The organism is Rhodoferax sp. (genome assembly GCF_034520025.1).
GTDB lineage: Bacteria > Pseudomonadota > Gammaproteobacteria > Burkholderiales > Burkholderiaceae_C > Allorhodoferax.
Window position 1 is genome coordinate 1,353,636 of the sequence record NZ_JAXHNZ010000002.1, and the last position, 22,313, is coordinate 1,375,948.

Annotated in this window: 20 protein-coding genes and 1 pseudogene; 8 read left to right on the forward strand and 13 right to left on the reverse strand. The window is 60.7% G+C overall.

What is annotated here, in order from left to right; all coding sequences use genetic code 11:
• Nucleotides 1-61 precede the first annotated feature (61 nt).
• Complete coding sequence (locus tag U5L73_RS14735) at nucleotides 62-916, forward strand: NUDIX hydrolase (RefSeq protein WP_322563045.1); 855 nt, start codon at nucleotides 62-64, stop codon at nucleotides 914-916.
• On the opposite strand, the gene U5L73_RS14740 is transcribed toward U5L73_RS14735, so the two are convergent.
• Together U5L73_RS14740 and U5L73_RS14745 are read right to left on the reverse strand one after the other, a co-directional pair.
• Nucleotides 896-1,852: a tRNA dihydrouridine synthase gene (locus U5L73_RS14740; protein WP_322563524.1), complete on the reverse strand. Its 957-nt coding sequence runs from the start codon at nucleotides 1,850-1,852 to the stop codon at nucleotides 896-898. The genes U5L73_RS14735 and U5L73_RS14740 overlap by 21 nt on opposite strands.
• A 379-nt stretch (nucleotides 1,853-2,231) precedes the next feature.
• Nucleotides 2,232-2,606: a hypothetical protein gene (locus U5L73_RS14745; RefSeq protein ID WP_322563046.1), complete on the reverse strand. Its 375-nt coding sequence runs from the start codon at nucleotides 2,604-2,606 to the stop codon at nucleotides 2,232-2,234.
• A gap of 269 nt (nucleotides 2,607-2,875) precedes the next feature.
• Here U5L73_RS14745 and U5L73_RS14750 point away from each other — a divergent pair.
• Nucleotides 2,876-3,367 (forward strand): annotated as a pseudogene (locus tag U5L73_RS14750) (phage integrase N-terminal SAM-like domain-containing protein); the annotation flags it as partial.
• A gap of 180 nt (nucleotides 3,368-3,547) precedes the next feature.
• Here the strand turns inward: U5L73_RS14750 and ahpF are convergent.
• The 11 genes from ahpF to U5L73_RS14805 all read right to left on the reverse strand — a co-directional run bounded on the left by ahpF (nucleotide 3,548) and on the right by U5L73_RS14805 (nucleotide 15,531).
• The gene (gene ahpF / locus U5L73_RS14755) at nucleotides 3,548-5,104 is read right to left on the reverse strand and encodes an alkyl hydroperoxide reductase subunit F (protein WP_322563047.1); all 1,557 of its coding nucleotides are present in this window, start codon (nucleotides 5,102-5,104) and stop codon (nucleotides 3,548-3,550) included.
• 166 nt (nucleotides 5,105-5,270) lie between these two features.
• Nucleotides 5,271-5,834, reverse strand: coding sequence for an alkyl hydroperoxide reductase subunit C (gene ahpC, locus U5L73_RS14760; RefSeq protein ID WP_322563048.1), 564 nt, complete (start codon nucleotides 5,832-5,834; stop codon nucleotides 5,271-5,273).
• 193 nt (nucleotides 5,835-6,027) lie between these two features.
• On the reverse strand, nucleotides 6,028-6,480 hold the full coding sequence (locus tag U5L73_RS14765; protein WP_322563049.1) for a DUF4864 domain-containing protein: 453 nt from the start codon (nucleotides 6,478-6,480) through the stop codon (nucleotides 6,028-6,030).
• Nucleotides 6,481-6,677: 197 nt separating this feature from the next.
• The gene (locus tag U5L73_RS14770; protein WP_322560840.1) at nucleotides 6,678-8,189 is read right to left on the reverse strand and encodes a tripartite tricarboxylate transporter permease; all 1,512 of its coding nucleotides are present in this window, start codon (nucleotides 8,187-8,189) and stop codon (nucleotides 6,678-6,680) included.
• 36 nt (nucleotides 8,190-8,225) lie between these two features.
• Nucleotides 8,226-8,714 (reverse strand): tripartite tricarboxylate transporter TctB family protein, encoded by a 489-nt coding sequence (locus U5L73_RS14775; protein ID WP_322563050.1) that lies wholly within the window; start codon nucleotides 8,712-8,714, stop codon nucleotides 8,226-8,228.
• 53 nt (nucleotides 8,715-8,767) lie between these two features.
• A complete protein-coding gene (locus U5L73_RS14780; RefSeq protein WP_322563051.1) occupies nucleotides 8,768-10,558 on the reverse strand; it encodes a GspE/PulE family protein in 1,791 nt (596 codons plus the stop codon).
• Nucleotides 10,555-11,313 carry a spermidine synthase gene (locus tag U5L73_RS14785; protein WP_322563052.1) on the reverse strand — a complete coding sequence of 253 codons (759 nt, stop codon included), beginning with the start codon at nucleotides 11,311-11,313 and terminating at the stop codon, nucleotides 10,555-10,557. Before U5L73_RS14785 ends, U5L73_RS14780 begins: the two co-directional genes overlap by 4 nt.
• Before the next feature lie 6 nt (nucleotides 11,314-11,319).
• Nucleotides 11,320-12,165: a TatD family hydrolase gene (locus tag U5L73_RS14790; protein ID WP_322563525.1), complete on the reverse strand. Its 846-nt coding sequence runs from the start codon at nucleotides 12,163-12,165 to the stop codon at nucleotides 11,320-11,322.
• A 16-nt stretch (nucleotides 12,166-12,181) separates the two neighbouring features.
• On the reverse strand, nucleotides 12,182-13,390 hold the full coding sequence (locus tag U5L73_RS14795; RefSeq protein ID WP_322563053.1) for an ABC transporter substrate-binding protein: 1,209 nt from the start codon (nucleotides 13,388-13,390) through the stop codon (nucleotides 12,182-12,184).
• A 118-nt stretch (nucleotides 13,391-13,508) separates the two neighbouring features.
• Nucleotides 13,509-14,177 carry a lipoprotein-releasing ABC transporter ATP-binding protein LolD gene (lolD, locus tag U5L73_RS14800; RefSeq protein ID WP_322563526.1) on the reverse strand — a complete coding sequence of 223 codons (669 nt, stop codon included), beginning with the start codon at nucleotides 14,175-14,177 and terminating at the stop codon, nucleotides 13,509-13,511.
• A 97-nt stretch (nucleotides 14,178-14,274) separates the two neighbouring features.
• Nucleotides 14,275-15,531, reverse strand: a complete 1,257-nt coding sequence (locus tag U5L73_RS14805; RefSeq protein WP_322563054.1) for a lipoprotein-releasing ABC transporter permease subunit — start codon at nucleotides 15,529-15,531, stop codon at nucleotides 14,275-14,277.
• Nucleotides 15,532-15,591: 60 nt separating this feature from the next.
• On the opposite strand from U5L73_RS14805, the gene U5L73_RS14810 reads away from it, so the two are divergent.
• From U5L73_RS14810 to U5L73_RS14835, 6 genes are all read left to right on the forward strand, one after another.
• Nucleotides 15,592-16,536 carry a phosphoglycerate mutase gene (locus tag U5L73_RS14810; protein WP_322563055.1) on the forward strand — a complete coding sequence of 315 codons (945 nt, stop codon included), beginning with the start codon at nucleotides 15,592-15,594 and terminating at the stop codon, nucleotides 16,534-16,536.
• Between the two features lie 4 nt (nucleotides 16,537-16,540).
• The gene (recJ, locus tag U5L73_RS14815; protein ID WP_322563056.1) at nucleotides 16,541-18,250 is read left to right on the forward strand and encodes a single-stranded-DNA-specific exonuclease RecJ; all 1,710 of its coding nucleotides are present in this window, start codon (nucleotides 16,541-16,543) and stop codon (nucleotides 18,248-18,250) included.
• Nucleotides 18,251-18,395: 145 nt separating this feature from the next.
• Nucleotides 18,396-18,596, forward strand: coding sequence for a hypothetical protein (locus U5L73_RS14820; protein ID WP_322563057.1), 201 nt, complete (start codon nucleotides 18,396-18,398; stop codon nucleotides 18,594-18,596).
• Between the two features lie 158 nt (nucleotides 18,597-18,754).
• Nucleotides 18,755-19,768, forward strand: coding sequence for a transporter (locus U5L73_RS14825; protein WP_322563058.1), 1,014 nt, complete (start codon nucleotides 18,755-18,757; stop codon nucleotides 19,766-19,768).
• 191 nt (nucleotides 19,769-19,959) lie between these two features.
• Nucleotides 19,960-21,108, forward strand: coding sequence for a Gfo/Idh/MocA family oxidoreductase (locus U5L73_RS14830; RefSeq protein ID WP_322563059.1), 1,149 nt, complete (start codon nucleotides 19,960-19,962; stop codon nucleotides 21,106-21,108).
• Between the two features lie 95 nt (nucleotides 21,109-21,203).
• Nucleotides 21,204-22,280: a sn-glycerol-3-phosphate ABC transporter ATP-binding protein UgpC gene (locus U5L73_RS14835; RefSeq protein WP_322563060.1), complete on the forward strand. Its 1,077-nt coding sequence runs from the start codon at nucleotides 21,204-21,206 to the stop codon at nucleotides 22,278-22,280.
• Nucleotides 22,281-22,313: the final 33 nt, after the last annotated feature.

Sequence of the window (22,313 nt, forward strand, 5' to 3'; positions counted from 1 at the left end):
GCTGCTGGTACTTTAATTCAAGCAGTTGCTCACCAAAAAACAAAACAGAAAAGACAGTCCCATGCAAGACACGCTCGAACCCACCTCCGGCGCTGCGCGCGACGCATCTACAGTGGTGCTGCTGCGCGACACACTCGATGGCCTTGAGGTTTTTTTGATGAAGCGCAGCGGCCTCTCAGACACCTTTGGCGAAGCCTATGTGTTCCCCGGCGGCAAGCTGGACGCGCACGACAGCAGCCCGGCCGCGCTGGCCGCCCTGAATGAACGCGCCACCGCACTGGCCCACCGATTGGGTGAACCCAAGTTGCCCCACGACACCGCCGCCGCTTTGTATGTAGCGGCCCTGCGCGAGTTGTTTGAAGAAGCGGGCGTGCTCTTGAGCGCGTCCACCCACCGGCCAGCCGGTGTATCGCCCGCCGATTGGCAGGCATGGCTGGCCGCACCCGCTGCCAGCCTGGATGCGACGGCCCTGGTACCCTGGAGCCGCTGGATTACCCCCCGCATGGCTGCACTGAGTAAAAAGCGGTTCGACACCCGCTTCTTTTTGGCCATGGCGCCCAGCAACCAGATCGCCAGCCACGACAACCACGAAACCACCGCCAGCATTTGGCTAAAGCCGGTAGAAGCCCTGCAACGCTACTACCGCCAAGAGATTGAAATGGCGCCGCCCCAGATCATGAGCCTGGGACACCTGGCCCGCTACGCCACTGCGGCTGACGCCATCCGGGCAGCGCAGGCGCAACTGCCCCCATGCGTGCTCCCCGAGAATTTTGAAGAAGACGGCACCACCGTGCTCAGCTACCCCGGCGACCCGCGCCACTCGGTGCCAACACGCGCCCTGCCCGGCCCCACCCGCATGCTGGTGCGCAACAAACGCTTTGTGCCACCCGGCGGGCTAGAGAGTTTGTGGAATTGAGCGGCGTATCCACGCATCCACATCGCTGGGCTTGACCAGCGTGCGCATGTCGTCAAACGCGACTTGAGCTTCGGGGTAGTGGCGGCGCAGCAGGTTGAGCCACTGCTTGACGCGGCCGGCTTGCTGCTTTTGCTCCAGTCGGGTGCTGGCTACTTGCCAGAAGGCGTGCATGAGCGGGCCCAGGTCTTGCCACGTCCAGTCCTCACCCGGCTGGGCCATGCTGTCAGGCGCAGTGCCCATGGCCGCCAGAATGCTGCGGGCCAGCGCCGGGCGGGCCACGATACCGCGGCCCAGCATCAGCGTGTGGCAGCCGCTTTGCGCTACCGCAGCTTGGGCGTCTTGCACGTTCCAGATTTCGCCATTCACCACCACCGGCACTTGGACCGCGCCCCGCACATCAGCTACGCGGTCCCAGTAGGCGGGCGGGCGGTAGCCCTGGGCCTTAGTGCGGGCGTGCACCACGATCTCGGCCGCACCACCGGCCTCAAGCGCGCGGGCGCAGTCCAGGGCCAAACTATCGTCGTTGTAGCCCAGGCGCATCTTGGCAGTTACAGGAATGTGGCTCGGCACCGCCGCACGCACGGCAGCCACGATGGTGTAAAGAATTTCGGGGTCTTGCAGCAGCGTGGCACCACCGCCATGGCGGTTCACCACCTTGGCCGGGCAGCCGAAGTTCAGGTCGATGCCGGGCGAACCCATCTCAGCCAGCCGCGCGGCGTTCTCTGCCATGCAGGGTGCATCCGACCCCAGCAGCTGCGGCCACACCGGCACACCTGCATAGGTGCGCGCGCCGAACTCCAGCTCGGGCACGGTGCGAAGGAGCGCCTTTTCGGACATCAGCGAGTGCGTGATGCGGATGAACTCCGACACGCACTTCTCCACCCCGCCCACACGGGTCAGGATGTCGCGCAACACAAAGTCGAGAAGCCCCTCCATGGGGGCGAGGTAGATACGTACGGGCACGGGAATAGGGAGATGCGACTCTGGGGGAATGAGGGGCGCATTGTGACCGCATTCCGATATCCGGCCTGCGCGTGGTGCTGGTCATCATTGGCAGGCACTACGGCTTCAATCAGGTTCCAGTGCGCTGCATCGGACAACTGAACACCACCTCTTCGACGGATGTGCAATGAGTGGGCGCTGCGATGCTGAGGGCCGGCAGCGGCAAGAACAAAGCGGTTAATGAGGATCGGATTACTTAAGTGCGAGTTGAGCCGGCACCGACAACGTAGCGCCAGGTCCGTACGGCAGAGGATAGGCAACACTGCCGCGCGGGCCTGGTGCCACGCTGTCAAGGCTCCGCTTGAATAGGAGGTTAGACCGCAGCGTGGCGTGCATAGATGCTGCCAAAGGTATTGATGCAAACGACATTGCTCATCGGCACGAATAGGTGGCCGTCCGCTTTGTCTGATGTCGCACGCGGCTTGCCTTCTGGCACCCCCATCCAAAGCGGGATGTCAGTGAGGTAAAAGACAACGCCTTCTGAAGTGACGCGAGAGATGGACAGTGCTTCTTCAACTTGGGAAAGAAAGGAGAGAACTGGCGGTGTTTCGCGAAGCTGAATCTCGATGACGCCGATGTCGTAGACCTGCTTCCAAGTCTCTGCCCGTGACAAACCGCTCCGCTGCAGCCACTGGATTGTGGGCAATGCGTCGTCGGATTCCGGAGAAAAGTAAACCTTTATCGTCATGGTGCTGTCAAAGGGCAAAACGGTAGATGAGCGTGAGCGGTCTGGTACGGGATGCGTTGCCCCTGCGGCTCACCATGAGCGCCTCTCTGCGCTTTGTTTAAGTGCTTGATTTATAACTGACTTTGAGGTCTTGGCAGAGGATACCCAGCGACCAAAATGCGGACAAAGCTTGCAAACTTGCCTATGAACGACGGTCGTTGCCGTTGAACAAGTCTGGGATGACGCTCGATAACGCAAAATTTATCAGCGTATGGAGCAATACTGTTTATGTGAACAGTACTAAAAGTCCGACAAAGACGTCACTGCAGCAGCATCCGCCCCTACGCGCTGCCCGCCTGCTAGACCAAGTGCGCGAGCGGCTGCGGTACATGCACTACAGCCTGCGCACCGAGCAAACCTATGTCTACGGGATACGCTGGTTTATCCGCTACAGCGGCCTTCGCCATCCCAAAGACATGGGGCGCCCGTAAGTTGAGGCGTTTCTGACCATGCTGGCAACGGAGCGCAAGGTTGCTGCATCTACCCATCGACAGGCACTTAGCGCCTTGCTCTATTTGTAAAAGGGAGTGCTCGCACAGGAGCTGCCATGGCTACAGGAAATAGGCAGACCGACGACATCCAAACGGATTCCAAGTGTCTTGACACGAAAAGAAGTTCAGCGAGTGTTGGCGTTAACACCCTCCGTTGAGGGATTATTGGCTCGCTTGCTGTGCGGCACAGGGATGCGCCTCATGGCAGGACTTAGCCTTCGCGTCAAAGACCGGTATCCCTGCACACCTTGCGCCACAGCTTCGCCACCCACCTGCTACCAGCGGGCACCGCCAGCCCGCTAGACACCCTGCTGTCGACGCAATAGACACTTGCTACAAAATTCATAGCTGCTCGCGCAATAAAAAAAAGGGCCGCAGCCCTCTTTTACTTGTAACACCAGCTCAAAAAGCTCAGTGTCGGATCAAGTGATCAAACGCACTCAGCGCGGCCTTGGAGCCTTCGCTGGCGGCGATCACGATTTGCTTGTAGGGCACGGTGGTGCAGTCGCCAGCAGCAAACACGCCGGGCACGTTGGTGTGGCCCTTGGCGTCCACCACGATTTCGCCGAACTTGCTGAGGTCCACCACACCCTTCAGGAACTCGGTGTTGGGCACCAGGCCAATTTGCACAAACACGCCTTCCAATACGACGTGGTGCTCCGTGCCGGTGGCGCGGTCAATGAACTTCAAGCCGTTCACTTTGCCATCTGCGCCGGTGATCTCAGAGGTTTGGGCATTGGTGTGCACGGCCACATTCGGCAAGCTCAGCAGCTTTTTAACCAACACGGCGTCGGCTTTCAACTGGTCGGCAAACTCGATCACGGTAACAAACTTCACCACGCCGGCCAAGTCGATAGCGGCTTCAATGCCGGAGTTACCACCGCCAATCACCGCCACGTCTTTGCCCTTGAACAGGGGGCCGTCGCAGTGCGGGCAGTAGGCCACACCTTTGTTTTTGTACTCGGCCTCTCCAGGTACGTTCACATTGCGCCAGCGGGCACCGGTGGACAAGATCACCGTCTTGGCCTTGAGCGTGCCGCCGTTGGCCAGCACCACCTCGGTCAAGCCACCGGCTTCTGCGGCGGGCACGATTTTGTCAGCGCGCTGCAGGTTCATGATGTCCACGCCGTACGAGCGGGTCTGGGCTTCCAAGGCGGCAGCGAACTTGGGGCCGTCGGTTTCTTGCACCGAGGGGTAGTTCTCAATGGCCATGGTGTCGTTGGTCTGGCCGCCAAAGCGCTCGGCTGCCACACCCACGCGGATGCCTTTGCGGGCGGCGTACACCGCAGCTGCCGCACCTGCGGGGCCACCGCCGACGATGAGCACGTCAAACGCTTCTTTGGCACTCAACTTGGCGGCGTCTTTGTCGGCCGCGCCAGTGTCGAGCTTGGCCACAATTTCTTCCACCAGCATGCGGCCGTTGCCGAACAACGCGCCATTCAGGTAGACGCTGGGCACGGCCATGATTTCGCGGGCGTTGATTTCGTCTTGGAAGGCGCCGCCTTCGATCACCGTGGTTTTGACCTTGGGGTTCAGGATAGCCATGAGGCTCAGGGCCTGGACCACGTCTGGGCAGTTGTGGCAGGTTAAGGACATATAGACCTCGAAGTTGAAGTCGCCGTCCAAGCCCTTGATCTGGTCGATCACTTCTTGCTCGACCTTGGGCGGGTGGCCACCGGTCCACAGCAGGGCCAGCACCAGCGAGGTGAATTCGTGGCCCAGGGGCAAACCGGCAAAGCGCAGGCTGGTGTCAGTGCCAGCGCACTTGAGGCTGAAAGAGGGTTTGCGGGCATCGGTGCCGTTAAACGCCACGGTAATTTTGTCGGTGCGCAAACTCTGGATGGTTTGCAGCAAGTCGCGCATTTGCGCGGAGTTGTCGTCATCACCCAGGGACGCCACCATCTCGATCGGCAGCGTGACGCGCTCCAGGTAAGCGCCGAGTTGGGATTTGAGGGTGTCGTCTAACATGGTGATTCCTTGTTTGCTATCTATTTAGTAGCTGTCAGCGCACATTGTGTGTGGGCTACAGCCGTATTTTGGGTAAAAAAAAAGCCGGACGGCCTGCTGCACACGCAGCAGGACGCTGTCCGGCTGGTGGGCGGCTTGCGCCGCCCTACCGACGGGAGCCGGTGATTTAGATCTTGCCGACCAGGTCGATGGAAGGAGCGATGGTCTTGGAACCTTCGTTCCACTTGGCTGGGCACACTTGGCCTGGGTTAGCAGCGGTGTACTGAGCAGCCTTCAGCTTACGCAGGGTTTCTTTCACGTCGCGAGCGATTTCGTTGGAATGCACTTCCATGGTCTTGATCTGACCTTCGGGGTTGATGATGAAGGTGCCGCGCAGGGACATGCCGTCTTCATCGATGTGCACGCCGAAACCGCGGCTCAACACGTGGGTGGGATCGCCGATCAGGGGGAACTTGGCCTTGCCCACTGCGGGGGAGGTTTCGTGCCACACCTTGTGTGCGAAATGGGAGTCGGTGGTCACGATGTAGACCTCAGCACCGGCCTTCTGGAATTCAGCGTAGTTGTCAGCTGCGTCTTCCACTTCGGTGGGGCAGTTGAAGGTGAATGCTGCGGGCATGAAAATGAAGACGTTCCACTTGCCCTTCAGGGTTTCGTTGGACACGGTCACGAACTTGCCGTTGTGGAAGGCTTCGTTCTTAAAAGGAACGATGGTGGAGTTAATCAAAGACATGGGGTTTTCCTCTTGAATTGGTTGTTCGATAAGTGAACGGAGTGAATCTTAGGGCCTGTTTGCGATGTTCAGGGTTGATTGATCCAATCAAGCAGATTGGCAAAACCTATAACGGAGCATTCAAGCCCCAACCGTTATCGCCCAAAGACATGACGCTGATGTGAATGGCCAGCCACCAAGCTGGCCCGGGCCCTTAAACGAAAGTGCCCTGCTCGCCCTGGATATGGCAACCGCTGATCAACCACTCTTTGTTTTTCTGGAGTTCGAGGGTGTAAGCCACCATCCAGCTCACGCCGTTTTCGTCGGTCAGGCGCACTTTCACTAGAGCTTCTTTGCCGATGATGGTGGGCTTCAAGAACGCAGCACTGGCGTGGCGGTAGACGACGCTGTATTGCCCCTTTACCAGCACCATGAAGTTCTGCGCATTGCCCGACATCGCTTTGATACCTGGGGATGCCAGCCGGAAAGCCTGCTCTGCGTCATCGGCCGCAAAAGCGTCGAACTGCTTTTGGATCACGGCAATCACCGCGGCTTCGCTTTTGGCGCCCTGCGCCTGAGCCGTGCCGGCAGCGAACACTGCAAAAAGCCCCATCAGGGCCGCAGCACGAAACACAGACTGAAAGAACCGGGTAGCGCTGGAGACCATAAAACCCCCTGACAGGAAGGATGCCGGAAACCAGTGTACTCAGTCTATGCCAACGACCTGTAGCCATACGGCTATCCCGACCGCTTATCCCAGTGAAACGTTAAGGAACTCGCCGGACCAGACACGGCCACTCCGAATCGCGCGCACAAAAAAAGGCTCCCGAAGGTGCCTTTTTTGTGCGCGCGATTCGAAGGACCTCAATCCTCCACAAACGCCTCTTCCCGCTTAGCCTTGATGGAAGGCAGCATCACCACCACCAGCAATGCCAGCGCCGCGACCAACAGGCTCGCTGAGATTGGACGTGTCACAAACACACTCCAGTCGCCACGGGAGAGCAGCAGCGCCCGGCGCAAGTACTCCTCCATCATCGGCCCCAGAATAAAGCCCAGCAGCAGTGGAGCTGGTTCAGTACCCAGTTTGATAAAGATGTAGCCAATGATGCCGAACAGGCCCACCATCCAGATATCCCAGGTGTTGTTGTTGGTCGAATACACCCCGATCGCACAGAACAGCACGATGGAGGGGAACAACCAGCGGTAAGGCACGGACAAGAGCTTGATCCAGACGCCGATGAGTGGCAGGTTCAGGATCACCAGCATCAGGTTGCCGATCCACATGGAGGCAATCAGACCCCAGAAGAGTTCTGGGTTAGCTGTCATCACCTGCGGGCCGGGCTGGATGTTGTGGATCGTCATCGCACCCACCATCAAGGCCATCACCGCATTCGGCGGGATACCCAGTGTCAGCAGGGGGATGAACGAGGTTTGGCTACCAGCGTTGTTCGCCGCTTCAGGCGCTGCCACTCCGCGGATGTTGCCCTTGCCGAAGGCTACTTCACCGGGCTGGAGCTTGGTCTTCTTCTCAATCGTGTAGGCCGCAAAGGCTGCCATAACCGCACCCCCGCCGGGCAGGATACCCAGCAAGGAGCCCAAGGCGGTACCGCGCAGAACAGCGGGCACCATGCGCTGGAAGTCTTGTTTGGTGGGCAAGAGGCCGGAGACAGAAGCCGTAAAGATCTCCCGCTCACTGGAGCTCTTGGACAGGTTGCTGATGATCTCGCCGTAGCCGAAGACACCCATGGCGATCACGATGAAGCCGATACCGTCGGTGAGCTCAGGGATATCAAAGCTGTAACGGGCCACACCGGAGTTCACGTCGGTGCCGATCATGCCCAGCAAGAGACCCAAGAGAATCATGGCCAGCGCTTTGAGCAAAGAGCCCGAGGCCAGCACCACTGCACCAATCAGACCCAGGATCATGAGGCTGAAGTATTCGGCCGGGCCGAACTTGAAGGCCACCTCAGTCAGGGGGCCTGCAAAGGCCGCCAGGATCAGGGTGCCTACGCAACCGGCAAAGAAAGAACCCAAGCCCGCTGCAGCGAGTGCAGGACCAGCTCTGCCGTTACGGGCCATCTGGTAACCGTCAATCACGGTCACCACCGAAGACGACTCCCCGGGCAGGTTCACCAGGATGGCGGTCGTTGATCCGCCGTACTGGGCGCCGTAGTAAATACCGGCCAGCATGATCAGTGCGGATACCGGTGGGAGTGCATAGGTGGCAGGCAAGAGCATGGCGATGGTCGCCAAGGGGCCGATGCCGGGCAAGACGCCGATCAAGGTGCCCAGCAAACAGCCGATGAAGGCGTAAATCAGATTCTGGCCGGTGAAGGCCACGCCAAAGCCGAGGGCGAGGTTGTCAAAGAGTTCCATGGTGTGTGCAGTTCCTGTCGATGGTTCAGTCGTGGCTCAGGCGGTGAAGTAAGCAGGCCAGACCGGGAACTGCAGCTTGAGGAGAACGATGAAGGCGACGTAGCTCAAGAGAGCCAAGATGGTGGCCAGAATGGCGACTTCCTTGAACTTGTGTTCATCGCCTGCGTGGCTGGCGATGTAGGTGAGCAGGTAGATACCGACGATCAGGCCCAGGGGTTTCAAGCCGATGACTGGCAGGCCGCCGATGCAGGCGCCGAACACCAAGTTGGCGCTGATGATGAAGAACAGGGGCTTCCAGGCGAATTTGCCGATCTTGTCGCCGTCTTCGGTTTCCACCACCATAGAGGTGAAGGTGACTGCGATGCCGATGATGGCAAGAAGCACACCGAGTACGAGGGGGAAGTAGCCGGGGCCCATGCGGGCACCGGTACCGATGGTGTAGTTGCCAGCGCCGAAGGCAAACGCCCCTCCCACTGCGATGAACATGAGTCCCGAGAAAAAGTCTTTTTGGCTTTTTATATTCACTGTCTGTCTCCGAGTTAAACCAGCGGGCGATTTTGCCCTCAATTCACAACGCGTCAGCCGCTCAGCGGCGGGGTAGCGGACATCACCTCTTCCATGACGGTGGCGCCCTCCGATACACGCAGTGCCCCTGCCAAACGCAGCGGTCGCATTCCATCGGTAATGGCTTGGCGGCGCAGAGCATCAATGCCCGGCTCGCCGCTGACCCGCGATTTGAACCCTTCTGTGACCACAAGCAATTCGTACAAACCCATGCGGCCCATGTAGCCAGTCATGCGGCAGTCCACACAGCCCACCGCCTTGTAAGGCTTGTAGCCTCCGTTGATTTGCCAAGGCTTGACCATTTCGCCCAAGGCTTCGCGTGTGGCCTCTTCGTCGCGCACCTTGCATTGCTTGCACAAAATGCGAACTAGGCGCTGAGCCAACACACCGAGCAAAGTGGCGTTGATCAGATAGGCGGGAATGCCCAGCTCCATCAGCCGCGTGACCGCGGAGGGCGCATCGTTGGTGTGCAGGGTAGAAAACACTAAGTGGCCCGTGAGGGCGGCCTGCACTGCCATCTCGGCGGTCTCTAGGTCACGGATTTCGCCGACCATGATGATGTCGGGGTCCTGGCGCATGAGCGCGCGCAGCCCTTGCGGAAAGCCAAAGTCCAGCTGCGGCTGCACCTGGGTTTGGTTGAAAGACGGCTCGATCATTTCGATCGGGTCTTCCACCGTGCTGACATTCACCTCTTCTGTGGCGACACGTTTGAGAGTGGAATACAAGGTGGTGGTCTTGCCGGAGCCCGTGGGCCCGGTCACCAAGATGATGCCGTGCGGCCGCTTAACCAACTGCTCCCAACGCGTGGCGTCGTGGCTGCTGAAGCCCAAGGCATCGAGGTCTTTGACCGCGTTGTCGGGGTCAAAAATGCGCATCACCATCTTCTCGCCAAAAGCAGTCGGCAAGGTGGAGATACGCATTTCAATTTCGTCCCCGCGTGGGTTGCGGGTTTTGATGCGGCCATCCTGCGGGCGGCGCTTCTCGATCACGTCCATGCGGCCCAGCAGCTTGATGCGGGCCGTCATGGCGTTGAGCACGCCCATGGGCATCTGGTAGACCGGGTGCAACACCCCATCGATACGAAAGCGGATCACGCCCTGCTCGCGCCGCGGCTCCAGGTGGATGTCACTGGCACGCTGGTCGAAGGCGTATTGCCACAACCAGTCCACCACTTGCACCACACCTTGGTCGTTGGCATCGAGTTGCTTGTTGCTTTTGCCGAGTTCGACCAGCTGCTCAAAACTGGCTCCATTGTTGGAGCCTGCCTTACTCGCAGCCCGCACGCTTTTGGCCAATGCATAAAACTCGGCGGTGTAACGGGTGATTTCTTGCGGGCTGGCCACCACACGCTTGACGCTACGCCGGCTCTGGCGCTCGACCTCAGCCACCCAATCGGTGATAAACGGCTCGGAGGTAGCCACCGTGATCTCGCTGGGGGTCACCACCACGGGCAAAATTTTATGCCGCTCGGCATAGGCGGCCCCCATCGCATCGGCCACCTTGCCCACATCGACCTTGAGCGGGTCGATACGCAGGTAGTCCAATGCCGCACGCAGCGAGAGCCATTGGGTGAGCATCTCGATGTCGAGCGGCTTTTGGTCCGAGGCCCTGCGCATGGAGACTGCTGCCAAGCGCACCAGCGGGTGCTGCGAACTCTCAGCCTGCGAGCAGCGGGCGATGGTGCGCACTGCCTCTTCTTCTGCGATCACTTTGTCTTGCTTGAGCCACTCCACCAGCAAGCGCCAGTCCAAGGGGCCGTTGTAAGAAGCCGTAGCGAGGCTGGCTTTTTTGGGGCTAGGGCTCATGTCTTCACCGGCTTGAACACGCGGACCCACTTGTCAGCAGGCAGGCCCCACTCGCTTTGGATGAACTCGGCGCGCTCCTGCATCAGAGCGCGCTTAGGGCGGCTGGGGGTGCGCTGGGCCATGACCACGGTGTTGCCCTCGCGGGTTGCCTTGAAGGCCCAAATAGCGTCTTCACCAAAAGCCTCGGCAATTTTGTCGACGCTGTTGTCAAAGCTCGATGAGCGGCCAAATAGGTTGACGGTCATGCAGCCCTCTTCGCTGAGCGTCGCGCGGCAGTCGGCATAAAACGCGGCGCTGTCGAGCACGGGGGCAGCGGCCTCCTCGTCATACAAATCGACCTGCAGCGCATCCACCGCACCCAGCCATTTTTCTTGTTTGATTTCTTCTGCGGCGTCAGCCAGCACCACTTGCATGCGGCTGTTGTCTGCCGGCAGTTTGAACCAGCCGCGGCAGGCGTGCAGCACCTGCGGGTTGAGCTCGATGGCGGTGGTTTTCATCTTGAGCTCTTTGTGGCAGAACTTGGTCAGCGAGCCTGCGCCCAGCCCGAGCTGCAGTGCCTGGCGCTTTTTGACGGTCTGGGGGTCTACAAAGAACAGCCACGCCATCATGCGCTGGATGTACTCGTGCACCAGTACGGTGGGTGCGTCTACCAGCATGGAGCCTTGTATCCATTCGCTGCCCAAGTGCAGGTGACGGATGGGGCCTTCTTCGGAGAAATTAACTTCGGGGAATGTGATCGGTGCTTTTCGTGCCATGGGGATTTATACCAGCAGCGCCCCTAGCTTCGGCAGGGCCATCAGACTGTTACTTAACGCGGCCTGCGCCAGTGTTTCAAGGGGAATGCCACGCAGCTCGGCAATGCACTGCGCGATGCGCGGCAACTCGGCAGGCGCGTTACGACCCTGCGGCACACCGGTTGCGCGCTGCTCGGCGGTGGTGTAGAGCCAGTGCGGCTGGATGTCGGGGGCATCGGTCTCGAGCACTAGCGCGTCCAGGGGCAAGGTGCGAGCCAGGTGGCGCAACTGCAAAGCCCGCTCATAGGTGACCGCGCCCCCAAACCCGAGTTTGAAACCCAGCTTGATGAACTCCGCCGCCTGCACCTCGCTGCCATTGAACGCATGGGCAATGCCCTGCCACCGCCCTTGCGGGCCGGCCACCTCGCGCAGGTGCTTGAGCAGCCGGTCTGAGGACTTGCGCACATGCAGCACCACAGGCAAACCGTGTGCGCGGGACAGCTTGAGCTGCTGGCGGTAGACCACCTCTTGCCGCTCGCGCAAAGGGCTCTTGCACAGAGCGGGGACAAAGTAGTCGAGCCCGATCTCCCCCACAGCCACCAGCCGCGGGTCGGCAGCGTTGGCGCTGAGTGCTTCGTCCAGGGCGACCAGATCGGTGTCGCTGGCACCCGCGACATACAAGGGGTGGATACCCAAACAATAGCTGTCACCACCGTGGTGCGCCAGCAGGCGCACGGTGTCAAAGTTGCTGCGCTCTACCGCCGGAATCACACAATGTGCGACACCCGCTTGGCGCGCACTCTCGCGCACGGCGCTGCGATCCGCATCGAACTCGGGCGCATCGAGGTGGACATGGGTGTCTACCCAGCGCATGGCGATTTCAGAAGACTCATTGCTTGCGTTGTACAAAAAGGTTGCGAGTGCGGTCTTCAGGGTAGGCAAAAGTCACCGCCCCATTTTTGACCAAGCCCATCACCAGCATATTGCTAGTGATGGCGTCTTTGTCGTCCTTGCTGAAAGGGCGCTCGTGGGTCGCGGTCACCCCGTAGTAGACCCGGGGCAGATTTTCCAGCGCGTTTTTCACCGAGGGGCCCGATAGATCACCATTGCGGATCGAGAGGATGGCGTAGGTCAGCAAATACACCGTGTCATAGGCCTGCGCCGCAGCCATGGGCACGGCAATCTTGCGGGTGCCGTATTTGCGGTTGTAAGCGGTCAGAAAAGAGATGCGACGCTCGTTGCTGGGCTCAGCAATAAAGGTTTGGGCCATGAGTGCGCCTTCGGCCGCGTCTTTTGCGCCGTCCAAAAAGAACGGAAAGGACAAAGGCCATGCACCCACCTGCGGCACAGCCCATTTCAGGGCCTGGCGGCCTTTGGCGATGACCGCGTTTTCGGGGCCGACCGTGTAGCTGAACACCACATTGGCACCGGCGGCCTGGGCGGCCTTGAGCTCGGGTTGCAGGTCTTTCACACCGGTGTCAAAGCGCCCTACGTACACCGGCTGCAGTTGTTTGGCGGCCAGCGCTTTGGTGACGTCCGCCAGACCGCCCTCGCCGTAAGCGGTTTTGTCGGCCAGGATAGCCACCTTGGTCCAGCCTCGCGCCACGATGTCGTTCACCACAAACGGTGCCTGGATGGCATCCCGGGCGGAGGTGCGAAAAATATAGCTCTCTGCTGCGGGGTACTTGGCGGTAATCGGAGTGCCTGTCGCGCAGGGCACGATCAGCGGCGAGCGGGCTTGTTGAAACACGTCCAGCGCCTTCATGGCCACACCGGTATTGCAAAAGCCGATAGTGCCAACGACAACGTCTTGCACCAGCTCCTGCGAGTGCTGCAAGCCCACCTCGGGGTTGGCGGTGTCGTCTTTGATCACAAACTCAATCGGTCGCCCGAGGTAGCCACCGGCGGCGTTGATTTCATCCAGCGCCAGCTTGGCCCCGTTGAGCATGGGGTTTCCAAAATCTGAGGACGGCCCACTGAAAGGGCCAATCAAGCCGATGCGCAAAGGCTTGGGCGTTTGCGCGTGCGCGCCCGGCAGACAAGCAAGCGCAATCACGCCAAGGCAGATTAGTGCCTGCAGTTTCCAACGTTGTTTCATGGTGTTCCCCGACTAAGGTGGCGGCAGCTTAGGGGGCAGGCCGGTAAACGCCAATCGGCGTCTACCCTCGGCACCGCCACACGGCGCCCCATCCGTCAGGAAATTGCAAGCGTGGGTGTCAGTCGACCAAGCGACCCGACACCAAACGCAACTGGCGGCTGCAGCGCGCGGCCAGCGTGGCGTCGTGGGTGACCAGCACAAAGGCGGTACCCTGCTCCCGCGCGAGCTGCAGCATCAGCTCAAACACGCCGTCAGCGGTGCTACGGTCGAGGTTGCCGGTGGGCTCGTCGGCGAGCACGCAGTCGGGCCGGGTGACCAGCGCACGCGCAATCGCGACCCGCTGGCGCTCGCCGCCCGAGAGCTCGGCAGGCCGGTGATTCAAGCGGTGCTCCAAGCCGACAAGCGCTAGCATTTTAGTAGCAGTATGCGCAGCCTCTACGGGGGCTACACGTCGAATTGTCAATGGCATTGCCACATTATCCAGCGCACTGAACTCGGGCAAGAGGTGGTGAAACTGGTACACAAACCCGAGATGCTGGTTGCGCAAGCGGCCTTGTGCGGCCGGGGTGAGTTCGACCAGGCTTTGCCCCAGCAAATGCACGCCGCCATTGGTGGGCGCATCGAGTCCGCCCATAAGGTGCAGCAAGGTGCTCTTACCGGAACCGGAGGCCCCCACAATCGCCAGCGTCTCGCCGCGGTGCACCTGCAGGTCCACCCCGTGCAGCACGGTGACATCGAGCCGGCCTTCCTGAAACCGCTTGGTCAGGCCACGCGCTTGCAGCACCAGCTCGCCCAGCGGAGCGGCTGGCTTGGGTGAGCCTGCCAAATCGGCCACCTGCTGGTACTGCGCTGCGGCAAGCGCCTGTTCTACGGATGACATCGGGTTACTCATAGCGCAAGGCCTCCGCAGGGTTCACCCGGCTGGCGCGCCAGCTCGGGTAGAGGGTGGCCACAAACGCCATCAAAAGCGAGATCACCGTGATCGGGAGAATGTCGCTTTGTTGCGGCTCGCTCGGCATGCGGCTGATCAGGTAAATGTCTTTGGGCAAAAAGCTCGCACCCAGCGCTTGTTCCAACGCAGGCACGATCACATCAATATTGAAGGCCACGCCCAGCCCTAGCAGCAAGCCGGCCAGGGTGCCAATGACCCCCACCATCGCGCCCTGCACCACAAAAATCCCCATGATGCTGCCCGGGCTTGCGCCCAAGGTGCGCAAGATGGCAATGTCAGCCCGCTTGTCGGTCACCGTCATCACTAAGGTAGACACCAGGTTAAAGGCCGCCACCGCCACGATGAGGGTCAGGATGATGAACATCATCCGCTTCTCGACCTGCACCGCCGCAAACCAGCTGCGGTTCTGGCGGGTCCAGTCGCGCAGCACCAGATCGCCGCTCAGGCTGCGGGCGAGCTGGTCCGCCACCTCGCGGGCCTGGTGCAAGTCTTTGAGCTTGAGGCGCACGCCGCTGGGCCCCTCCAAGCGGAAGATGCGAGCCGCGTCTTCCCAATGCACCAGCACCAGGGCGGAGTCGTATTCGTAGTGGCCGGAATCAAAGGTACCCACCACGCTCATCTGCTTGAGGCGCGGCACCACGCCGGCCGGTGTGACCTGCCCACTCGGTGCCACCAGCGTGACTTTGTCACCCACCCGAACGCCCAAGCTGCGGGCCAACTCGCCGCCCAACACTACGCCGAACTCACCTGGTACCAGCTGGTTCAAAGCCTGCTGCTGCGCGCCAGCGGCAAAGTCGCTCACCTCAGGCTCCAAGGCGGGGTCGATCCCGCGCACGATGGCGCCCTTCATGTCTTCACCCCGCGCAATCAGGGCCTGCGCCGCAATGAAGGGGGCGGCGCCAATGACCTGCGGGTTCTCTTTGGCTTGGGCCAGAGTGGTCGCCACGTTGGGCAAGGCCTGGCCGTCCGCGGCATAGACCTCGATATGCGACACCACACCGAGCATGCGGTCGCGCACTTCTTTCTGGAAGCCGTTCATCACGCTCAGCACAATGATGAGCGCGGCCACACCCAAAGCAATGCCCAGCATGGACACGCCCGAGATGAAGGAGATAAAGCCGTTGCGCCGGGTGGCGCGGCCGGCACGGGTGTAGCGCCAGCCGATTGACAGCTCAAAGGGGAGTTGCATGGAAGGTTACAAAGTGCTTCAACCGGCGGATTGTGGCATCCATGCGGGACAATCCTGCCCATGCACACCCTTATCCCTTTTGCAACACCGGCAGGACCCCAATGCCAGGACGCAATCCCCCGGCTCGAACTTCCCTATCTGGCAGAACTGCTGGGGCTTTTGACCCCCACGCCTCCGGTGTTGGGCAACGAAGACTCGCTGTCTCCGCTGCATGAACGGGTGCACGCCAAAAGCCTGAATTTGCCGGGGGTCGACGGCTTGCTGCCCTGGGCTGCGCTGGATGCGCGCCAACTCGGCCTGACCCGCATCCACGGCGACACAGGCTGGGCCTGGATCACCCCGTGCCACTGGCAAATCAATGCGGACCATGTGGCCATGGATCACCCCGACACACTGGCCCTGGATGCCCACGAAATAGATGCGCTGCGGGAAGCCATGCAACCCTACTTTGCCGAAGACGGCATCACCCTGCACTCCCTGAACCACAGCACTTGGCTGGTCCATGGCGAGATCTTGTGCGACCTGCCCACCGCCTCGCTGGCGCGGGCCTGTGGCGCCAAAGTAGACCGCTGGATGCCGCGCGTAGCCCAGGCCCGCAGCCTGCGTCGCCTCCAAAACGAGATGCAGATGCTGCTCTACCGCCACCCGGTGAATGACGCGCGGGCGGCGCAGCGCCGGCTTACCGTCAACTCCTTCTGGATCAGCGGGACCGGAACCCTGCCCTCGGGTGCGGTCGACAAGTCAGACAATATGTCGGTGCAACACAGCCTAGAGGCTGCGGCGCTGCGCGACGACGCCCATGCCTGGGTGCAAGCGTGGCAACAGCTCGACAGCGGCCTGATCGCCCTGCTGCTGCGCCAAGCCAAAGCGGGCCAGCCGCTGGAGCTGACACTGTGCGGCGAGCGCATGGCCGCAGGCTTTGAGTTGCAAAATACGGCCTGGTGGAACCGCATCCAACGCCGCTTCACCACCCCTTCACCTGCTGAATTGCTGCGGACCCTGTAAGCCCATGAAAATCGTTCCCCGAGACATCCCCCCCCGCGCGGCGTGGGCGCTGGAGCAGGCCGGACTGCACCCGCTGCTGGCGCGCCTTTATGCCGCCCGCGGTGTCACCGGCAAAGACGAGCTCGATGACACCTTGGGTAAGCTGTTGCCCCCCTCGGGCATGTTGGGCGTTGACCGGGCCGCCACCTTGCTGGCCGATGCATTTGCCAACAACCTGAAACTCTGTGTGGTTGCCGACTACGACTGCGATGGCGCTACTGCCTGTGCGGTCGCCGTGCGCGGCCTGCGGCTATTGGGCGGCCGCCATGTCGATTATTTGGTACCCGACCGTGTAGTCGACGGCTATGGCCTGACCGCGCCGATCAGCGAGCGGGTCAAGCAATCCGGCGCCAATGTGCTGATCACCGTGGACAACGGCATCGCCAGCGTAGACGGTGTCGCACGCGCCAAGGCGCTCGGCCTGCAAGTGCTGGTCACCGACCACCATTTGCCCGGGAGCCAGTTGCCGGAGGCGGATGTGATCGTCAACCCCAACCAGCCGGGCTGCACCTTTGAGAGCAAGTCCATGGCCGGTGTGGGCGTGATGTTTTACACCCTGCTGGCCCTGCGCTCAGAGCTGCGCAAGCGCGGCGTGTTTGATGCCGCTACCCAACCCAAGCTCGACACCCTGCTGCCCTTGGTAGCGCTGGGCACCGTGGCCGATGTGGTCAAGCTCGATGCCAACAACCGCCGCCTTGTCGCCCAAGGCTTAAAACGGGTGCGCGCCCACGCCATGCCTGCGGGACTAGCTAGCCTTTTTATAGCAGCAGGCCGCAAAGCAGAGGTGGCGACCACCTTCGACTTCGGCTTTGCCCTGGGGCCACGCATCAATGCCGCCGGCCGTTTGAGCGATATGACGCTTGGTATCGAATGCCTGCTGACCGACGACCCCGCCCGTGGCGACGAGCTGGCCAAGATGCTGGATGGCATCAACCGCGAGCGCCGCGAGATCGAGGGCGACATGCGCGAACAGGCCTTCGCGATTGCCGAGAGCCTGTTTGACGAAGGCGATGAGCCGCCCCCGGCGATTTGCGTCTTCGACCCCGACTTCCACGAGGGCGTGGTCGGTATCGTGGCCAGCCGGATCAAAGACAAGTTGCACCGCCCCACTTTTGTGTTTGCGGCCAGCGCTGCCGAGGGCAAAGAGCACGAGCTCAAGGGCTCGGGCCGCAGCATTCCGGGCTTCCATTTGCGCGACGCGCTGGACCTGGTCGCCAAGCGCTACCCCGGAGTAATCTTGAAGTTTGGCGGCCACGCCATGGCGGCCGGCTGCACCGTGGCCGAAGAGTTTTTTGACGACTTCGATAACGGCATGAACGAGGTCGCACAGGAATGGCTGGACGCCGCCACACTGACCCGCCGCATGGAAACCGACGGGCCCTTGGCTGCCGAATACCGCCGCGTGGACCTGGTAGACGCGCTGCACAAAGAAGTGTGGGGCCAAGGCTTTGCCGCACCGACCTTTAGCGAAGAGGTCGAAGTCGTATCCCAACGCTTGGTGGGTGAAAAACACCTGTCGCTCAAGCTCAAACACCAGGGCCAACCGGTGGACGGCATTTGGTTCGGCCGCACCGAGCCCCTGCCGCCCAAGGTGACGCTGGCCTTCCGCCTGGATGCCGACGAATGGAATGGGGTGCGGCGGGTGCGCTTTCTGGTGGAAGGCTCCCAAGTGTGAGCCTGGCCGGCGCGTGCGCGATGGGATGCTGCTTTTGCAGCCGCCCTGACGCCAGTGCAAAGCCGCATCCTGACAGAGATGGCCCGCCACGCCAGGGCTGCGCCACCACCTGACGTGCAAAATTTTTGGCTCAGTGAACCCGGCTGTGCAAACGCTTAGCTACTCGGCCGCATGGAGCCTGAACGCGCAGCTCTCTTGGCTCGCCTGCTGCCGGACTGCACTGGCCCGCGCTGGCTTTCGCTTTCTGGGCATTCGCAGCCATGCGGTGCACATCCATGGCTTCACCCCGGACGGGTGCCTGTGGTGCGGGCGGCGCTCGCTGACCGAGGCCTGTTCGACGACATAACCGCAGGCGGTTTGCCTGCCGGCGAGTCGCCCCTAGGCTGAGCCCTGCGCGAGCTGCACGAAGAAGCCGGGCTGGTGCGCACGGCCTGGGTCTCTTGTGACACATACAGGCGCTACCATGTGTGCTCGCCACGAGTAGCCTCTACGCCCCGCCCACCGATGACCCTACCCGCCCAGAATTACGGTGCAGACCCCAGCGGCCTGATCTACGGATTTGCATTCGATGCGGATGGCTCCGGCCGCCCTATCGGCACCAGCGAAGCCTTGCAGTGGTTGAGCCAGACGCCCCCGCAGGCCGGTGGCTTTGTGTGGCTGCACTTCAACCTCTCGCACACCGCCTGCGCCAAGTGGATCAAAGAGCAACTGCAGCTCTCGGACCTGTTTCACGAGTCCCTGACCGACGGTTCGCGCTCCACCCGCGTGGAACTCGATGACGACACCCTGGTCGCCGTGGTGAACGATGTGCACTACGACTTTGCGTTTGAGCCCAGCGACATTGCCACTTTGTGGCTTTCGGTCGGCCCGCAGTTGGTGGTCACGGCCCGCTTGCAGCCCTTGCGCTCGATCGACCGCTTGCGCGATGCCGTGCGCCGGGGCGAGAAGCTGATGTCGTCGGTGGCGCTGCTGGTGCACCTGATGCATGACCAAGGCGATGTGCTGATCCAAATTGTGCGCGACACCACCGGGCGGGTGGACGATATCGAAGACAAGTTGCTCGCCGGGCGGCTGGAGACCAAGCGCGCCAACCTGGGTGCCCTGCGGCGCTTGCTAGTGCGCCTGCAGCGCTTGCTCGCCCCCGAGCCGGCTGCCCTGTTCCGCCTGTTGCGCAAGCCGCCGGGTTGGATCAGCGAAGACGATCTGGGAGACTTGCGCCAGAGTACCGAAGAGTTCAACGTTGCACTGAGCGACATGGCGGCACTGCAAGAACGCATCAAGCTGTTGCAAGAAGAGATTGCTGGCCGCGTGGCTGAAGCCAACAACCGCAGCCTGTTTGTGCTGACCATCGTGACGGTGCTGGCCTTGCCCATCAACATCATCACCGGCCTGCTGGGCATGAATGTGGGAGGCATCCCTTTGGCCGACCATGCCCATGGGTTTTGGTGGGTGGTTGCATTGGTCGTCAGCATCACCCTCGTGGCAGGCTATCTCGCGCTTCGCAAACAGCGGGACTGAGCTGACGAAGGCCTATTTGCGGCTTGCTCATCCGCATTTACCCCGAGTGTCATTCGGGGCAATTCATCTATTATTCATTCACTTATTTTCTAGGTGGAGACAGCGTACCCCGTCCATTCCCACGTCCATTGCGAAATGGCTAACTCGTGGAATTGCTGTTGACACCCTGTTTTTCCTGAGAGAGCTTCCCTGTGAACAACAATCCACTCCTCGTCCGTTACGGCATCATCGGCTGCGGCATGATGGGCCAAGAGCACTTGCGCAATATTGCGCTCCTGCCTGGGGCGCTTGTCACCAAAATTTTCGAGCCAGACGACTTCATGGCCCAAGGCAGCTCGGCGCTCGCGCCGGGCGCTCAGCGCGCCGTAAGCCTAGAGGAGGTGGTCACGTCACCTGAAGTCGATTGCTTGCTGATTGCCAGCCCCAACTTTTGCCACGCTGACCAATTGCGTGCTATCGCAGCCTTACGCCCCTTGCCGGTCCTCTTGGAAAAGCCGGCATGCACCCAACTGTCGGATGTCCGCGAATTGGCCGCTCTGGGTGCCAGTTACCCCGCACCCATTTGGGTCGCTATGGAATACCGTTATATGCCTCCTGTCACACGCCTGACAGAGGAAGTGCACAGTGCAGAGACCTTGGGGCCGCTCACGATGTTGAGCATCCGAGAGCATCGCTTCCCGTTTCTCGTAAAGGTAGGCGACTGGAACCGTTTCAACCGCTACACAGGCGGCACATTGGTCGAGAAATGCTGCCACTTCTTTGACCTAATGCGGCATGTCGTGCGCAGCGAGCCTGTGCGGGTGTATGCATCGGCCGGAGTCGATCACAACCACCTCGACGAGCGCTACCCGGACGGCACCCCTGATATTTTGGATAACGCTTACGTCATCGTCGACTTTGCAGGGGGCCAGCGTGCAGTGCTTGAGCTTTGCATGTTCGCGGAGGGATCCCGCTACCAGGAGGAGATCTCAGTGGTAGGCCCGCGCGGCAAAGTGGAGTGCTTTGTGCCTGGCCCAGGTCGGTTCTGGCCGGAGCATCTGGGCCCAGCCCCCGTACCCAAAGTGATCATCAGCCCCCGCAGCCCCAAGGGTCCACGGGAACTGGATGTGCCGGTTGATCCTGTGGCGTTGGCGGCGGGGGACCACAACGGCTCCACGCTGTATCAGCACCAGCGGTTCAACGCGGTCGTCCGAGGCCAAGGAAAGGTCGAGGTTGGACTCGATGACGGCCTGGCCGCAGTGCTTATGGGTCTTGCGGCACAGGAATCTGCGCGTACAGGACAAGCGATCAGCCTTGTGGAGGGTGAATTTTCACTGAAGGGCCTCCCCTCTAAGCATTAACCCCGAGACGGTCGAGTGCACAAGTCCTCTATTATTCCTACACATTTTTTGTTACACGCTGTTTGATCCAGATCAGCGACGCTACCAGTCTTCCCATGGCCTCAGTCCAGCTACACAACGCTCAAAAAAACTACGACGGCAAAACGACAGTCATTCACGGAATGGACCTTGAAATCCGTCATGGTGAATTTGTGGTGTTTGTGGGTCCATCGGGATGTGGCAAGTCCACTTTGCTACGCATGATCGCGGGCCTGGAAGACATCAGCGGGGGTGACATCCTGATCGATGGTGTGCGCGTGAATGATGCTCCGCCCCGCCATCGTGATATCGCGATGGTCTTTCAAGACTATGCGCTGTACCCCCATAAGACGCTGTATGACAACATGGCTTTCGGTTTGCGCTTGCGCAAAACTCCGGAAGATGAAATCAAACGTCGCGTGATGGATGCAGCGCGATTGCTGCGCATTGACCACATGCTGGATCGCAGGCCTGCAGCCCTATCGGGAGGTCAGCGCCAACGGGTCGCGATCGGACGCGCTATCGTCCGGCAACCCAAGGTGTTTTTGTTTGACGAGCCTCTGTCAAATCTGGATGCACAACTGCGTAACGAAATGCGCAGTGAAATCAAAAAGCTGCACCAACGCTTGGGGGCGACCATCATTTACGTCACACATGACCAAGTGGAAGCTATGACCTTGGCAGACCGTATCGTGGTCATGAGTGGTGGCCACAAAATGCAGTACGCCACACCCGATGAGATCTACAACCAACCAGCCGCCCGGTTCGTAGCCGGATTCACCGGTAGCCCGCCGATGAACCTGGTGCCATGTAGCGTGTCCGCAAATGCAGTCGACTTAGGTGGCGCCCAAGTGCAGCTCCCACAAAGCCTCGCAGCGCGCGCAGCAAGCGCTACACACCATGTGTTTGGAATCCGGCCTGAGAACATCTCTCCGGTGCAACGGCATATTTCAGGCGAACTCAGCGTGCCTGCTACCGTCGTTATCAGTGAACCTCTAGGTGCAGAGACCCTGGTTACTTTTCAGGTGGGACAGGTGGAACTCGTGGCTCGCTGCGCGGCGAGCTACAAAATGCCATCGGGTGCACCGCAAACCTTGTACCTGGATCCGCAAGCGATGCATTTGTTTGATGGTGACTCAGGAGCAGCGCTCTGAGCCTTTTGCGACAGCTCAACGTGTTTGAGTGAT